12 protein-coding genes are annotated in these 17,197 nt (G+C 47.8%); all 12 read right to left on the bottom strand.

All coding sequences use genetic code 11. From position 1 onward, the window contains the following. Positions 1–83: 83 nt before the first annotated feature. Complete coding sequence (locus WBG78_RS17865; protein WP_337327827.1) at positions 84–1,949, bottom strand: M1 family metallopeptidase; 1,866 nt, start codon at positions 1,947–1,949, stop codon at positions 84–86. A gap of 98 nt (positions 1,950–2,047) precedes the next feature. Continuing rightward, positions 2,048–3,007: a hypothetical protein gene (locus tag WBG78_RS17860; protein WP_337327826.1), complete on the bottom strand. Its 960-nt coding sequence runs from the start codon at positions 3,005–3,007 to the stop codon at positions 2,048–2,050. 12 nt (positions 3,008–3,019) lie between these two features. Continuing rightward, a complete protein-coding gene (locus tag WBG78_RS17855; RefSeq protein ID WP_337327825.1) occupies positions 3,020–3,535 on the bottom strand; it encodes a hypothetical protein in 516 nt (171 codons plus the stop codon). Between the two features lie 72 nt (positions 3,536–3,607). Beyond that, complete coding sequence (locus WBG78_RS17850; RefSeq protein ID WP_337327824.1) at positions 3,608–4,018, bottom strand: hypothetical protein; 411 nt, start codon at positions 4,016–4,018, stop codon at positions 3,608–3,610. A 44-nt stretch (positions 4,019–4,062) separates the two neighbouring features. Beyond that, positions 4,063–4,599 carry an RNA polymerase sigma factor gene (locus WBG78_RS17845; protein WP_337328050.1) on the bottom strand — a complete coding sequence of 179 codons (537 nt, stop codon included), beginning with the start codon at positions 4,597–4,599 and terminating at the stop codon, positions 4,063–4,065. A gap of 225 nt (positions 4,600–4,824) precedes the next feature. Further along, complete coding sequence (locus WBG78_RS17840) at positions 4,825–5,904, bottom strand: aminotransferase class V-fold PLP-dependent enzyme (RefSeq protein ID WP_337327823.1); 1,080 nt, start codon at positions 5,902–5,904, stop codon at positions 4,825–4,827. A 524-nt stretch (positions 5,905–6,428) separates the two neighbouring features. After that, the gene (serA, locus tag WBG78_RS17835; RefSeq protein WP_337327822.1) at positions 6,429–8,321 is read right to left on the bottom strand and encodes a phosphoglycerate dehydrogenase; all 1,893 of its coding nucleotides are present in this window, start codon (positions 8,319–8,321) and stop codon (positions 6,429–6,431) included. Between the two features lie 128 nt (positions 8,322–8,449). Then, a complete protein-coding gene (gene arsN2, locus WBG78_RS17830) occupies positions 8,450–8,890 on the bottom strand; it encodes an arsenic resistance N-acetyltransferase ArsN2 (protein WP_337327821.1) in 441 nt (146 codons plus the stop codon). Positions 8,891–8,946: 56 nt separating this feature from the next. Next, entirely contained in the window at positions 8,947–11,178 is a 2,232-nt protein-coding gene (locus WBG78_RS17825) for a transferrin receptor-like dimerization domain-containing protein (protein WP_337327820.1), read from the bottom strand. A gap of 83 nt (positions 11,179–11,261) precedes the next feature. Further along, positions 11,262–12,932, bottom strand: coding sequence for a metallopeptidase TldD-related protein (locus WBG78_RS17820; RefSeq protein WP_337327819.1), 1,671 nt, complete (start codon positions 12,930–12,932; stop codon positions 11,262–11,264). A 5-nt stretch (positions 12,933–12,937) separates the two neighbouring features. Continuing rightward, complete coding sequence (locus tag WBG78_RS17815; RefSeq protein WP_337327818.1) at positions 12,938–14,659, bottom strand: metallopeptidase TldD-related protein; 1,722 nt, start codon at positions 14,657–14,659, stop codon at positions 12,938–12,940. A 280-nt stretch (positions 14,660–14,939) separates the two neighbouring features. After that, the gene (locus tag WBG78_RS17810; protein WP_337327817.1) at positions 14,940–17,087 is read right to left on the bottom strand and encodes an outer membrane protein assembly factor BamB family protein; all 2,148 of its coding nucleotides are present in this window, start codon (positions 17,085–17,087) and stop codon (positions 14,940–14,942) included. Positions 17,088–17,197: the final 110 nt, after the last annotated feature.

The following is a 17,197-nucleotide window of genomic DNA, read 5'->3' as shown; positions in this document are numbered from 1 at the left end:
CAATTAGCTGCTTTGAGTTGTTCGACGCTCAGCCATCTGATAGAGTGACAATTCCGGAGATTATTATGTGGTTGAAAAGATCACTAACGAGTTTGGAAATGCGACGGCTTCAGATCTGAGGTAAGATCAATACGGTTGTTCTTCCTGTCGACATCGGCCATTCGTTGAGAAGGATCTATTTCGACAGCTGTAATCTCTGATACGGGTCTGTTGATTTGAGCGACGTACGTGGTATTAACCCAATTCCATTCATCCAGGTCGGTTCTCTTAATCGCGCTGTCATCGGGCTTCTTTTTGCCGAGCGTTTCATTTAAAGGGATATAAAGAAGCTGTTGCGTTCCGTCTCTGAAAGTGACGACCAGTTCGACCGGCATAGGAAAATCTCCTACACGCTCAAGTTGGATCATGGTGGTGCTTGCCTCTCCAACAACAGAACGGATGGCATAATCGATCTTCTTCGTTGTGTTGATCCAATAAATCATGTACCATTTAAGTTCCATATCAGACACACGCTCCATGATTCGCAGAAAATCATTTGGTTCAGGATGACGCATCTTCCAAGTGTCGTAGTATAAACGCATACCCTTGTAAAAGCTCTTATCGCCAATGATGTACTTCAACTGCTGAAGAAACACTGTTCCCATTGAATAGGCCGCAGTTCCGTACGCAACATTTGTGTTGTAGTGGTCTGAATGCTGACTGATCGGCTCCTGAAGTCCTCGTTTTACAAGTGAGAAATAACTCTCATAGCTGCCGGCATGTGATGTTTCAACCGGATTGTTGAACAACATTGCCATTGATTCCTGACTTGAAAAATCGGCATATCCCTCATCGAGCCAGGGATACAATGCTTCATTGGAAGCCAGGACTCCCTGATACCAGCTATGAGCCGCCTCATGTGCCATAACCCCGACAAGGCTTCCTACACTTCTCTCTCCGGTAATGAGCGTACACATAGGATACTCCATACCGCCATCGCCACCCTGGATGATTGAGTAACTATCGTACGGATACTTGCCGAATGTAGCATTCATAAACTCGAAGTGTTTAACAGCATAGGGCTGAAGTTTCTTCCAGTTCTCAGTTGTTTTATCACCTGGCTGGTAAAAGAAGTGCAACTGCGGACCATTTGGAACGCTGGTCTGCTCATGCACATATTCCGGATCTGCTGCCCATGCAAAGTCTATCACATTCTTTGCAACAAAGTTCCACACCAGGTCACCTGATGGACGTTTTACCGGTGTGCCTGCCTTTTCGTAGCCGTAACCTACTTTGTCCGCATTTTGAAGCTTGCCCGTAGCAGCGATGACAAATCGTGGATCCAGGGTAATTGAAACATCAAAATCTCCCCATACTCCATGAAACTCGCGGGCTACGTATTGATAAGCATGCCATCCGCGGAAATCGTATTCAGCCATCTTAGGATACCATTGCGTCATTGAGTATGCTATGCCTTCTTTACTATCACGACCTGATCGTCTGACCTGAAGGGGCACCTGCGATTCAAACTGCATCTCGAACGTAGCTTTCGACTTAGGCATTATTGGTTTATCGAGCCGTACTTCCATGATGGTACCATCAATCGTGAAAGACACAGGCTTACCGTCATGTTTAAGTGACTGTATATGCTGAAACCCGATTTCACTATCTGTCAGCTTTGATATCCGATCTTTTACTCGTGGATCAGGATCCATTATGCTGCGCGATCTCACATCCATCAGGCTTCCTGGCTGGAACGCATTGAAAAACAAGAGATAATAGACTTTTCTTAACGTATCCGGGGAGTTGTTATAGTAGATGAGCTTTTGACTGCCATTCACCCGATGACTCTGGACATCAAGCTTCACATTCATAGTGTACTCAACGCGTTGTTGCCAGCGATAGTCCTGAGCATTCGTGTAGTTAATCAGCAGGACGAGGCAACCGGCGAGTAAAATATTTCTTTGCATGCAACTAGCGTAAATTTTCAACTGAGCAAACGAGCACCGCATCCCCGCAATGCATGCGGTTGTTTGAAATGGGCGAAGGCGCAAAATATCTAAGCCAATCAAAATTCCAAAGGCAATTTATTCCGATGTAGAGGGATGAACCAGGTGAGGCTACCAGACAAGTAGCTGCTTTCAGACAGGGTGAGAGGCTCGCCAGGGAGCGCTTTCGGTATGTTGTAGGTGTATGAAAGCATCAGTGTCAATCTTTTTAGCGTCACAGAGAGTGGTGCGGTAAAAGCATAGTTCATAACCCCAAAAACCCGGTTGTTATGCTCGACAAATGCGTAGATCCTTCCGTACTGCTTTTTGTTTTTGATCGCTTCAACAAGAGTTTTAGGCCAGACGAGTTCCAGGTCTGTGATTGTCTCATCGCCGAACAGGGCGTAAGCAGACGGAGAGAACGAAATACGGTCAAGACCCAGCCAGCGGTTTTTAGATATAACCCAAGTCAGTCCGGGCATGAGCCGGTTTGCATATGTATCACCGAAGTAAAAAGAATAATTAAATGAAAGTGTAAGCGATTTGTAATCGACCATCGGTGTAACCGAGAGCGCATTTCTATAGGGAATGTAAGTGTCTTCGTTAAAGTTGTAAAAGTAATGATCATAGCCACCTATCACGGAGAAGTATTTTGAGAAGCTATGCATGTATCCTATTGAGGTAATGGTCAGGTAGTAGGAGGGGTCGAAGTCCTTACTCCAGTAGCCTGAGACATCAGCATATAAACCAGACTTGTGATAGTAGGACACTCCGGGAGCGAGGCCAAAGTTCTCTATTCCAAGCGTCCGACCTGCGGAGAGTACGTTGCTGTTATAGCTTAGCCTGACGGCAATTTGTGAACGGTTAAGGTCGTCCATTTGCATCAGGCTATCGATCATAGTGAATATTGACAGAGAGTCCTCAAAACTCAACGCGTCATCAATGCCCGACAGGATTAATGAGTCAGCCTCCTGTGCCCGCGTTACAAGGACGGAAGTAGAGAGCACGACTGTAAAGAGCCATCGTTTACAAATCTGCATGCAACGGTAGTGCTAGTTGTTGCGCTCCTGAAGTTTCTTTTGTGATTGATCTCTCATATTTCGCTGGCGCTCCTGCTGTTGCTGTCGTCGTTGTATCTGCTCGAGAATCATTTGCCGGAATCGGCGTTCGGCGTCGGGAAGCGTGCGTAGTTTTTGTGCGCTGATCACTTTCAGGAGTCTGGTCGAATAGTCCTTCTCGAGGTTAAGCTCTTTTTGCTTTATGTCGAATTGCTGATCAACAAGCGCCTTTTCGTTTTGCTCGGCGGTTTTACCTGGATCAGGATTGTTTTTCGCATTGTGAAGCTGCATGCGAAGTTCCTTTCGTTTGGATGAGAATTCGCGGTAGATAGGCCAGAACTTTTCGGCTTCTTCAGGGGTAAGCGCAAGCTGGTCAGTAATGTAAGCGACTCGCGCCGCCTGGATCTTGCTGCGTACGTTAGGATCCGGTCCGGCCGGCAAGTCATCATCATCCTGCGCCCACGCGGTAAAGAGGAGCAGAGAGAAACCCAACGTGAGGAATATTTTCATAGCTATTCGTTTATGGTCGTCGAAGAACTTTTTGTTCAATTTGTCTGACTCGCTCATCATCTTATCCCACTATTAATCAATGTCATCAATAAAATCATTGAGGTCTGAATCGTTTAAGTTCAGATTAAACACTGCGCCTTCTATCTCCTTCACGTCCTCACCATCGAGATACACGTCATCCAATAGCTCATCCGTTGTAATATCTCCTTCATTCAGGTAGGCGACCAATTCTGATGTATCGAGGCTGGCGATGATATCTTCCGCTGAGTTATTCTCAGTCGAAGGACGCATCCAAAACCATACGGCTGCAACGATCGCAATGGTAGCGGAGGCAATGGCATAGCGTACTGCATAGGCGAAGAGGGGTTTTCTTTCACCAGTCCCCGCCTGCACACGTGCCTGTATGTTGCCAGGTAGTTTATCAAAATAGTCATCCGGAACGGTGAACGGATGCTTTTTGGGAATGTCATCGAGTTTTTTCATCTCTCAATCAAACTTTTAGACAGCTTCTTATCGGCAAGGTTTAATCATGCTGACAAATATTCTTCAATTTTCTTTACCGCGTGGTGATAACTCGCTTTTAAGGCTCCAACGCTCGTCTCCGTAATTGCCGCAATTTCTTCGTATGACATGTCGTCGTAGTATTTCATGTTGAAAACCAATCGCTGCTTGTCCGGCAACCGAACCAGGGCCTTCTGAAGCCGTATCTGAATTTCATCGCCTGACAGGTGCGGAGAGCTGTCAATCTTGGCCGTAAGTTCGCCCTCCAGGTCGCCAATGGGTAGGAAGAAGCGCCGTTTTTTCTTCTGTAAGAAGTTAAGGCATTCGTTGGTAGCAATGCGGTAAATCCATGTATAGAGTTGTGCGTCTTCCCTGAAGTTCTCAATGTGCTTATGAATCTTTACAAAGGTGTCCTGGATGATGTCGTCGGCATCGTCGTGGTCAATTACCATTTTGCGGATATGCCAGTACACGCGCTTCTGGTACTCGCGCACAAGCAGGTTGAACCCATAGTTTCGGGTTTCCGGGTTTCGGATTTTTAAAAGGAGTTCTTTGTCCTCCAATGCCGTTGGGGCTTGAATGTGCGCGTTGGACACTTAAAAGCTCAAATGGTTTAAAGATACGGCGAAAGAAAGAGGACAAATTGCGTCTCCGGCGTGTTTTCCAGCCGATCGACCGACTTAACATACAGATTGCGAGTGCTTTAAAGGCATCGCAGCCAGAATTCTAAGATTTTCCGCAGGCAAAAAAGCTCCGGCAGCCACATGCAGCCGATGACTAGCTGATACCTAGAAAGCCTTGATAATGTCACAGAGCAATTCATATTGCTCCTTGCCATGGGTAGGAAAATTAGCGAAGCGCAGCTGTGTCGCCTTTGCAGGTCCATACCCGTCGCCAGGTTGAATTCCATTTTCCAGTAGTCGGTCCGTTAATGCTTTTGTAGCATTTCCTGTAGCGGCAACAATCACCGTTCTGGATTGCAATGCTTTGTCGCTTACAAACGGCCTGATTGTAGCGTGGGCATTAAGTTCATTGTAGAGCAGCGCCGCTTTATATTCTGTGTCCTTCCGGATTTTGTGAACGCCAACCCTAAGCATGTCTTCGACCACCTTGGCAAGCAGGTATATACCTAAAACATTTGGAGTTTCCGGAGTCTGATACTTCGCCTCATGCTGAATGAGGCTCGGGAGGTTGTGATAGGATCCTATAGAAATATTCTTAGCAAGCAGTGCATTTGCCTTCTCTACACATCGCTCATTGACGAGCCATACCCCAAGCCCCGCTGGTAGCCCAAATCCCTTTTGCACAGAAAAGAAAACAGTATCCACCCCGTTGTAATCAAAATCGGGGTAGGGCAGTGAGGACACGGCATCGACGGCAATCAAAGAATTGGGATGCTTCTTTCTGAGTTCACTAAGAACCTGCAACGGTGTAGATACACCCGTGCTCGTTTCGTTTTGCGTAACGGCAATCAGTTCAGTGTCGTCGCTCACCTGTAATTGATCACTGAATCCCAACCCTGGTGTGACTTCAATCGAAGTAGCCGCACGTCCAAGCTGAAGCGCGATTTCATAGAACTTCTTCGAAAATGACCCGTTAACGAGGTGAACAGACTTCCGTTCGACGAGATTTTGTATTATCCGCTCCCAAACTTCAGTTGCCGAGCCCGTGAATAGCACATGAAAATTTGATGGAATGCCAAGCAGTTCCCGCAAGCCATCAGAGGCGTCTTTGTAAATTGATTCAAACTTCTTGCTACGGTGTGACAGGGAGGGTATTCCTTCTCTGAAAGCAACTTTTGCATGATCTTCAACTGTAAAATACAGCTGTGAAGGGCCGGGGGTGAAGTTTATCTTGGGAGTAGCCATGGGACGCAAAAGTAGAATAACGTTTCACAAGTCTTTTAAATAAAAAATACATTTTTAACAACGTTGTCGTGCACCTGTGTTTTAGGTAGTTTCGCACTATCCCACTCGGGTTTGGGACACGTTTGCTGAACCTAACAAATAAAAACAATGCCGAGTGAAGCTGTTGTACAAAATCAGGCTTCATCCCGATTCGTCGGGACCTCGCCCAAAAAGCAGGATAACAGAAGAAGGTTGCGGACAACGGCAGCTCAAAACTTGTCTTAATGGGGTTCAGAAACACCTCGCCAAATCCAGTGGGACTTTTTTTATTTGGTGATTTGTTGATATCGTGATTTGTTGATTTGCGATCGATTTCTGGTCGCTGTTATCCTAAGAAAATTTCCCTTCTAACGTCCTTTCTCATTTAATTTCTAAGGTATAGTTGTGCACACGAATCAAGCCGGATCGTTCGGCCTTTACGTCCCGTGTTAAAACAAAAAAAGCCGCCTTTAGAGGGCGGCCTTAGTATTGTCGGACTTCATTGCCTAATACAGAACCCGGAATTTGATCGTTTGATCAATCTCGCGAAGCTGTTTGATAACATCCTTATCATACTTCTTGTTGATATCCGTTATCACGTAACCTATCGACTCGTTGGTCTTCAGGTATTGACCAACGATGTTGATCCCATTGTCAGCCAGAATGTGATTGATCTTTGCCAGAATACCAGGCACATTGTTGTGAATGTGAATCAAACGATGCGCATCGCTCAGCAACGGCAAGGTGAGATTAGGGAAGCTTACACTGTTTGATGTGCTTCCGGTATTGATATAGTCTACTATTTTTCCAGGTACGAACGTTCCAATATTTTCCTGAGCCTCCAGAGTACTTCCTCCAATGTGCGGACTCAATATCGTGTTCGGTAATCCGCGAAGTGGCGATTGAAACTCTTCATCGTTGCTGACGGGTTCATAAGGAAACACGTCGATAGCACATCCGGCAATTTTACCTGTAAGGATGTTCTCACGAAGCGCTTGAATATCCACTATGTGACCACGACTAAGGTTAATGAAAATTACGCCGTGTTTCATCCAGCCGAACTCGCGCGGGCCAATCAGATTGTGATTGCTCTTACGACCATCGACATGGAGTGAAATCACATCCGCCTGTTCAAGTACTTCTTTCAGCGACTTGCACTTAACGGCATTACCAAGACTCAGCTTTTCTTCGGTATCGTAGTAAAGGACCTTCATACCGAGTGACTCAGCAATTACCGACAACTGAGTTCCTATATTACCATAGCCAACAAGGCCAAGTTTCTTTCCACGTACCTCAAAGCTTCCTTTCGCAGACTTATCCCATACACCCTTATGCATTTTGGCAGACTTGTCTACGATGTTGCGCATCAACATGATCATTTCGGCAACTGCCAGTTCAACCACTGAACGTGTATTGCTGAAGGGAGCGTTGAATACGGCAATACCTTTGCGCGTCGCGGTAGCCAAATCAATCTGGTTCGTGCCAATGCAAAACGCTCCAATCACCATAAGACGATTAGCATTTTCAAGAACTTTAGCCGTAACCTGGGTCTTTGAACGAATACCCAACACAGATACATTCTTGATGCGCTCGCATAACTCATCTTCCGTCATTGCAGCGTGGTAAGTCTCCACGTTGAAGCCTTCGGCACGCAGAATGGATACTGCGATCGGATGGACGTTCTCAAGCAGCAATACATTGATCCGGTTCTTCGGATAAGATATAGCTGTGTTGAGCTTATTTAAATATAAGAACTCGTCAAGACTCGGCGTTATGTGGTCGGCCTTGCTAAGGACACTTTCTCTTTCCACGTTTTCAGTGAATGCGTAAAACTTATTGGCAAGCCCGGCATGTTTTATCTCATAGTCCGTGTAGCCATCACCAATAACATAAACATCGCCAGGAAGGTTTAATCTTCTGAGCTGTTCTACCTTACCGTTGTTGGCAGAAAGCGGGTTCTCTGTATCAAACCCGACAACATGTCCCGCATCGTCGAAACGGAACTCGTTCGCGAGAATGTTTTCGCTTTTGATACCGTATTCAGTAACAATCGGTTCAATGAATTCGCGGAATCCGTTAGAAATGATGTAAATATTATCCGCATAGTCAGCAAAGAACGTTCGGTTGCGCTTGAAGGATTCAGAAACCATTTCCTTCAATGAACTGATCAAAGGCGGCAGATGCGATTTGGAAGGTGACAGCAGATTGAGTCGTCGTTCCAGAGATTCCCGGAATGAGATCGATCCATCCATTCCCATATTCGTGATTTCAGCGATCTGCTTTTTGCGTTGCTCCCTGTCAGGATGGTCCTTTAACGAGATATCAGCAAGGGCGTCAAATGCTTCTACTTTTGTGAATGTACTGTCGAAATCAATTACGAAATACTTATTCAGCTTCATGCGGTTTCAATCAGACCGCAAATGTGCACGTTTTTATAGAACATACCCTTGCAGAGCTTGAAAAAAATGGCATGTAAACAGACTTTCTGATCACTCAGGCTAACAATTGATAGTACGTTCATCCCCGTTTATACAATGTCCAGCTTCATCACGGCTGCCGTCTTTGGGCAGGTGACCGAAAACTCCGAGGACGCGTGCAGTTCCATCGGAACCTGGTCTCGCGTAACATCCACAAATCCCTTGCGCTGAAAGAAACCGCGGGCTGTCTCCGTCAAGAGGTAAATGCCTTTTATGTCGCGTCGCCGGGCCTCCTCGATCAGGTACGTCGTAATGGCAGTTCCCAGGGCTTTCCCGCGCGTCCCTAATTTGACGGACAGCGAACGAAGCAGACCATACGAACCATAGATTTCCAGTCCGCCGGTGCCTACCATCTGGCCGTCTTCAACGTAGGCAACGAGCAAATCCCGTTGCATATTCAAGTCCTCGCTCGGAAGATTGGAAGACTTCAACAGGTTTTTAAAGTCCAGGAAATCGCTCTCCCGCGATATGGTTATGATGGCATTGTCCATACATCAAATGTAATCATCATTGAAAGTAGTATCCAATCGAGTTTGACACATGGTTATCAATTCGTCGTCGCGAGACGGGTAGCCTTTTCAATTTCAGCGGCAAAGCCTACCAGGGCTTTAGCGGCAATCTGTATTTGTTCCTGGGCTTCGCTCCAGTTCCGTTGTTCGATGGCTTCCCGGATTCCGGGCAGCGTTTTCACGCCGTATCCTGTATAATATCCAGGTGAATATATTGTGTGCTTGTACCATGGCCGGCGGGGAAGTCCTGATGCGACCATAAGCTTTTGTTCTGCCTGGTACAACGCACGATTAAGTTCTGGTCCGTTTGAACTATTGCTTCCTGAGGCAACGATATCGCTATACGCCGATGATGCCTTCTTTAATGTCTGCATGGCGTTCTGAATAGGAGAGAAGTCGAGATAAGGAACCGGAGACTTGGCCACTGGCGGCACATACTTCACTTTGGGATCCTGCGCATAAACGAAGTAGTTGCTCTTAATCATTCTGTTTTCAACATCTGTGCTTTCACGCATATTGTCAATCAGTGACGTTACTTCGTTCAGGTAGCCGCTCACAGTCGAATGAAAAGCTATGAAATCGAAGGGAAGTGTTGTCGCATTGGCAAGACGAAGCGTTGCCCGGCCTGCTACTTTGGCAAGGGCGACACCATACTCAAATCCGGGGTCTTTGAATCGGACAAAAAGGTCGTATGAGTCGTAGATGGAATGATATTCACCACCATCGTCTTCGCCGCCAAACCCAATGTTTAGAGATGGAATACCGAGATGCTGAAAAAAAGGACTATAGTCCGAACCAGAACCAAGGGCACCGAGAGACATCGTTTTTTTGTCCAGTATCGTCTTCCTTGAGGCTGTACTACCTGCCCGCGCGGCTTGCGCGGCCCGTGTCCGTTCGAGCAAAGGAATTCCCGTTTGAGGATCAGTGATATCACGGGCAACTTCACCCATCATTTGTTCCAGTGCATGCGAACCTCCGGCATACAGAAATCCTCTGCCATTGCTGTCTGAGTTGATATAAGTAACTACCTTCTGCTGCAATTCTTCAGCGTGATGCTCTACCCATTCCGTTGACCCGATCAAGCCTGGTTCTTCACCATCCCACGCACAATAAACCAATGTGCGTTTCGGGCGCCATCCGGTTTTGACCAGTTCAGACATTGCCCTGGCTTCTTCCATCAGGGCAACCATTCCGCTAATGGGATCATTGGCGCCATTCACCCATGCGTCGTGATGATTACCACGAACGACCCACTCGTCGGGAAATTCGCTGCCTTTCATTTTTGCAATCACATTGTGGCAGTCCACAAACTTCCAATCGAAGGTAAGCTTGAGGTGAACCTTAGCCGGGCCAGGACCGACTTTGTAAGTAAAAGGCAAGGAGCCGCGCCAGTTTTCCGGTACAACGGGACCGCCCAGCGCACGAAGGAGAGGTTCGGCATCAGCATAAGAAATTGGTTGAACCGGAATTTTCAGAAGGTTTTCAGAGTCTTTATGATCAACCCGCTTCGAGTCGGGCAGAGATGCAACGCCTGGGGTACTGGGATCGCCGGGCTGAACAGGAAGATCAACTACCGAGCCCCGCTGCGCGCCATATTTGTTTCGATAGGGGCCCGTTGGGTATACGTCGCCCTGGAAGTAGCCTTCTTCTTTAGGATCTGAATAAATGAGGCAGCCTATGGCCCCATGTTCCTGCGCAACTTTAGGTTTGATTCCGCGCCACGATCCACCATACTTGGCAATCACGATCTTACCCTTTACATCAATTCCAAGTCGTTCTAATTCTTCGTAGTCAGATGGCACTCCGTAATTCACAAACACGAGATCCCCGGTAACGTCACCGTCTGCAGACCAGGCATTATAAGTTGGCAATTGTTCGTTAGTCTGATTGCTCGTTTTGTCTTCTTTAAGTGCTGGCTCGGTAAGTCCTGCCTTGAACTTTGTAGGCGCTACAAGTTCAAGTATGCGCACCTTTGGGGTCGGAAAAAGAACCTTGTAGGTTTCAATTTCTGCTTCGTATCCCCAGGATTTGAAATGGTCGCGAATGTATTCCGCGCTTTGCCTTCCGTAAACTGAGCCAAGATGATGGGGCCGTCCAGAGAGATATTTCATCCACTCGTCGAGATTGGATGCCTTTAGCTGCGTGTCAAACTGCGATTCGATTTCAATCTCTGCAGCCGCAGCATCGGCACTGTACCGGTAGAGGGTTTTGCTCTGAGACCATAGCAAAATTGGCATCAAGGTAAATGCCGCGAGGAAAGACATTCTCATAGGTTAGGTTTTGGCCTATAAGATAGCTAATGCGATTGATATGGATGGTGGGATATGATGAGCGGCAGCAAACCAGGAATTTGCTATTTGCCCTTCTTAGCCAAAGGGCTCGTTACGTATTCCACATCTTTCTCTTCATACGGAAGTCGCAGTGGGACAACATCAATCCTCTCGAGCAGCATGGAGGACGGACAGATGATGGACGTCAGCGATCCTTCACCAGCGGGTACGTTGTAAGCCTGCTGTGTCGATGAAATACCGGAAACTTTTCTCAGATCTTTAAGAGAAAGCCGGCGAACCTGCGCTGGGCGTAGAAGTGTCTCGGCGCCTGTAGCAAGATCTACTTTCCAAACTTCCGCCATATTCCCGCGCACATCGCCGCTCTCGCGAACGATAAGGGCGTACGACAATCCCTCGGCAATCGCAAGTTTAATCAACGACTCTTTCAGGGCTTTCTCGGTGACCCCTTTGGACGAAGAGATATCGACTACAGCAGGGCCTCCAGCGTGGCCGTTGGCGCGCTGACCTTCGCGTGCTATGGAACGATCATTGAGCTGGTTCTTAAGAACCCCTTTGTCAACCAGAATAAGTTCATCAGCCGGTTCTACACCTTCTTCGTCTACGTCATAGGCACCCAGCAACGTGACGCCGCCAAACTTCTTTTGCTTTGGTCTTGCAGTAATAGTAATGCTGTTGTCCAGAATTAACTTTCCGATTCGGGTGTCGAGAAGGGAAGTATTGTCGGGCCGTGAATCGGTGGAGCTGGGGATATCATTAGAAGCAACCAGAGTTTCTCGATAGGAGAATAAAGTAGAAGACCACGCACTGGCTACTGCGGAACCCATGAAAAGAACTGGACCGGAATATTCCTCATCAAGCGCCGGGCTCTTGACCACGGCCTGCAGCTTACTAATCATTTCTTTGACCTGAACAATCATTAAATCCAGCTTCGGAAAGTCGGACGGACGTTCCGCGTAAAATACCAGGCTTTCGGTAATCGGTTCGCCGTGCTCAGTCTTTAGTTCAGCGCGGCATTGCAGCATGGAAAGCAGATAGGGGCGTACCACGACAGAGCCTTCGCTATTAATGAAATAATCCCTGCCATGCAGAACGTTTACTACGACATCTGAAGATTCCATACCCGGATAATCTTTAAATACCGCAGAGATTTGCCTGCAATAATTTTCCAGGTCCGACTTTGCTATAGTGTAGCGCTCATCAGGTGCCATCACCTTCACAACAGGAACTTTTGCATAAGTCCTGTGAGGTACGTCTTCAATCTTTTTATGCTGGTCTTTGAGAGTCTGCTGATGCTTGCGAAATTTTTTGGCTGCTCCCCGATAAACTGCATCAGTCGTTGTCCAATACGCGCGTCGGATGCCTGCGTAGTCGTCATCACTAGGCAACTGGATCTCTGCACTGGACATCTCACTCTCTGAATCATTGTCAAGGCTTTCATCATTGAAGCTGTAGTCGCCAACGAGTATGCGCATAGCCTTCCCGCGATTGCTCGACTCTTCGGACTGCACGATGGCTCCGAGCGAAGCATACACGCTAATGCTGGTAACATCAGTCAGTCCATAGCTAATGAAAAAAGGTTTGTCGTATCCGGTCTCACGTATATCCATGCTTCGTTTCAACTCGTCCTGCATGGCACGAAGTATCGTTTCATCGTGCTGCGCAAATAGCGACGACGATGCCAGGATGCCGCAAACTGCAGTTAGATACTTAAATATTGTGATAATACGCATCATGGCACTTAGTGATCAGAGGTTGATGGACGTTCAAGCAACAACTGCGATTCATACTGTCGCGGCTTCTTCTGAGTTTCTATTCGCCGCACAAAAAGCGACGGAGCGCTGGCGCTCACAGGTACGCTTCCCGATTCGGCGCCGCAGAATCCGATAAACACATCACGGTCGTTCGCAGCTGCCTGTATTTCTGCAAACATGGCCAAAGGCGTTCCAATCAGATCGACACCGCGCACCAGTTCATCGGGTCTTCCATCGGCATAGATACGATACACAAGAGTAGGAAAGATGTTGAACGCATTCGGGTTGTAACGATCGGTTACGGTAAACCCTCCTACAACTTCCTTAAACAGATACCCATACCGTTTGCCCTGCTTCCTGCATTCCTTCAAAAGCATTTTGCGCAGGTCGTCCATGCTGACAGCCTTCGATGACTCTACAATAAGGTTCGACTGGCGTGACACAGGAGAATTGCCAATGGCGGCGCGCGCATGACCGTTTGAATGCGGTACTTCATCAAGTGGTGTGCGCGACATAAGGAACGTCTTTAAAACACCCTTGTCAACCACTACCACTTTCTTGCTTTTCACGCCTTCGTCATCATATTGGTATGCGCCGTTTACTGGCTGGCCCATTACTACATTGATGGTTGGATCAAATGTCACAGTCAACGTTTTTGGAAGGACAGGCTCATTGATGCGCGATTTGAACGTCTGACCATCGTACTCATTTTTGAGGCGATGACCTTCGATCCGATGACCGAATATTTCGTGAAAGAACACGCCGGCTGCAGGAGCCAGTAAAATGGCGGGACCGCTATAAGGCTCAGCAAGAGGCGCATTCCTGAGTTCATCCAGCAGCTTAACCATGTTGGCCACATCAGCAAACACTTTGTCGTCCGAAGGCAACTTCTCCGGAACTTCAGCATAGTAGGACAGATGGAGAGGAACGAGGTCGCCGTCAGTAGCCCGAACCGTGCCAGCGATGTTCACATAACACGAAGTAACGTATTGCCTGATTCTTGCACCTTCGGAAGAAAGAAAGTATTTCTGCTCTGTTGAGAAGCGAAAAGCAACGTCGCCAGACACAACGTGTGGACTACTGAGAAAGCGTGCCGAATACGAACGGATCTTCTTCTCCCAGTCTTCCTTTCTGTACAACGATCTAAGCGAAGGCCCACTGGCCTGGTGATATTCGAGCGGTGACTCTTTCGAGAAATCCGGAATGCTGCTTTTGATGGAGTCGGTGTTGTTCCTGCGATCGCGAAGTGCTTTATACGCATCGAGCGCCAGCTTGTATTCATTTGTTGCTGCCTGCCATAGACTTGTCTGGATTGCGTCGCGATCGTTATCCAGTGGCAAAACGCGGGCACCCGCGCCTCCGGAGAATCCTCCAAACTCACCGTTCTCAATTGATCCGGGATGCGTGTTATCAAATTGATAGTTCCCGAGACGCACCTGCGTAGAGAGAATGCGATTTCTATTGATACTTGAATGGACGAGACTTCCAAAGGATGCGCTTATGGTCGCATACTCAATATCGTTTACGTAGTAGTGCATGTAATAGGCAGGCACATCGGCTTTGCTTAGTCCTGCAAACTCCCGGTTGAGTTCATCGGCGACAATAGACATCAAAGAATCCTGCTGAGCAGAGGCCCGATGAAAAGAACATACTATCAACAGTGCATATCCCGCACGGCGGAGCAAGAGAGTAAAAAATGGAGACCGCATTCAATAAGTTAAAAAATCCAGAATCCGAAACTACAGTAACGTTGCCTGGGCTAAATTCAGCCTTGAAAAGTATGTGAATTTGCCCGTTCCACAAAACGAATGTGTCCCATTGCAACTAAAACGGGTCTACATGAGTAAGATTATCGAAAGATTCGAAAAGATTGATCCCCCTGATACCTATTGAAAACGCTTTCGGCCAAACTCATTGGCAACAGCTGTGAGCGGCAGAGTACGCAGAAGAAGACTTCGCCAGCGCCTGGATTTCACTTCCTGGCAACCCTCACTTTTGAGGAAGTGTAAATGCCACATAGCTGTCCCCCTTAGGAGAACCTAGTTTGGTGCCACCGCAGGCCATCACAACATACTGACGGCCGTTTACACTGTAAGTACTTGGCGTTGCGAAAGCAGGAACCGGAAGTCTCGTTTCCCATAGGAGTTTTCCCGACTTCATATTGTAAACACGGAACTTACTGTCCTTGGTACCTGCAATGAATAACAAGCCTGAAGCTGTGATGACAGGTCCTCCATAGCTATCGGATCCTGTTTGAGGATTGTTCAGCTCAGGTGTTTCGCCGAAAGGCACCTTCCACAGGTAGTTGCCCGTGTTGAGATCAATAGCGTTAAGTGTTCCCCACGGTGTCCGCATGGGCGGATGGCCGTTGCTATCCAGAAACTTTGTATACCCTGAAATGCGCCAGGCCTTTGCCTTTTTCTCTGTCTTCCCGGGCTCCTTTTTATCTAAGCGTGTTTCAACTTTGTCGTTAAACAGGAATGCTACCAGCAGTTTCTTCTCTTCATCGCTAAACTTCCTGAATGCCGGCATCATTCCTTTTCCCGTCGAGATAACCTGGCTAACGTGGTCCCGCGTGAAACGGCTCGCGGGATCGATTAGTGAAGGGAAACCACTCGCAGGATTGCCCTTGCGCTCGCGTCCATGACAGGAAGAACAGTTGGTCATATAGAATCGCTCACCTGGATGCTTGAAGTTTTCAAAGTTTATGGTATCAAGGGAAATGAGCCAGGCCATCTCACTGCTGTTGAGATACATAATACCGTCGGGATCGACTGCAACACCACCCCATTCGGCCCCACCGTCAAGTCCGGGATAGATGATCGTTCCCCGACGGGAAAGAGGAGTGAAAGGACCTTCATTCCGGCTCTTCGCCAGTGCGGCAACCAGTTCATCGTGATTCGGCGCATTTGGATTAATATCGTCGGCGGTAAGCGACTGTCTTGCATAAGGCGCAGGTGCAGTCGGCCGTGGCTGGGTTTTGGAAGTTACTTCACCAGGGATATCTGAAGCGGGAGCTGCAATCTCTTCAATGGGGAACAATGGAGTTCCATCTTCACGGTTAAAGAGGAAGACATAGCCGTGCTTGGTTACCTGTGCGACTGCATCGACCTTCTTCCCGCCATGCATAACTGTGACCAGGTTAGGAGGGGCCGGAGCATCGCGATCGAGTACATCGTGGTGAACGAATTGATAGTGCCAGATTCGCTCGCCAGTCCTGGCATTGAGCGCAAGTAGTGTATTTGCAAACAAGTTATCGCCCGTGCGGTTTGCACCGTAAAAGTCAAAGGCTGCTGATCCAGTCGGTACATATACCATTCCGCGCGAACGGTCCACAGCCATGCCCGACCAGCTATTTGCGCCGCCAACCGTTGTGTCCTGATAAGCCTGAGGTGGCCAGGTCTCATAGCCTACTTCACCGGGATGCGGAATGGTCTTGAATTTCCATGCAAGCTCTCCGGTTCTGATGTTGAAGGCCTGTATGTTACCGGGTAGGGCATCCGTTGACTCAGACACACGAATAGGCATAATGATAAGGTCTTCATATACTGTTCCCGGAGTATTAGAGATCACAAACCTCTTACTGCCCAACGGTCCGAGTCCGGTACCAAGGCTAACCCGCCCTTTCTCGCCGAATGTTGGCACTGGCTTTCCAGTGAGTGCATCGACAGCATACAGCCACGATTCTTTCGTATAGAGAATTCGCTTATCATCTCCGTCTTCCCAGTATGTCAATCCTCTGCTTGTACCGTACCAGGTTGTGCCGGATGTATCACGAACGCGCCAAAGTTCCTTACCTGTGGCGGCATCAAGAGCAAATGGCTCTACCGACGCGGTAACAGCATAGAGAATATTATTCACGATAATGGGATTGCACTGAACCTGTCCGCTGTCGCCAGCGTGATATTCCCATGCAACAGTCAGATCCTTCACATTGGAAGAATCAATTTGAGTCAGTGACGAATAGTGGTTACGATCGGGGCCACCAAGATATTCCGACCAATCTGTCGACTTCCCATCGCGCGAACCACATGAAAAGAAAACAGTTGCGGCAAGTATGCCAGGGAACAAGAGAATTGCCGGCTTCGAAATGCTTACAGTTGAAGCTAGTTGTTTGATTGAGATTCTAAGTTGCATGGAGGTGCAGAGTGAACGAATCCAAACATACAATTAATTAGCATTACCGCCACCCATGAATACGTCAGCGGCTCTCGGAGGGGATTTTTTTTGACGGAAGAACTTTAGTA

Source organism: Chryseolinea sp. T2, from assembly GCF_037203685.1.
Classification (GTDB): Bacteria; Bacteroidota; Bacteroidia; order Cytophagales; family Cyclobacteriaceae; genus Chryseolinea.
The sequence above is the reverse complement of the archived record's forward strand: the minus strand, read 5'-3'. Positions and strand labels throughout refer to the sequence as shown.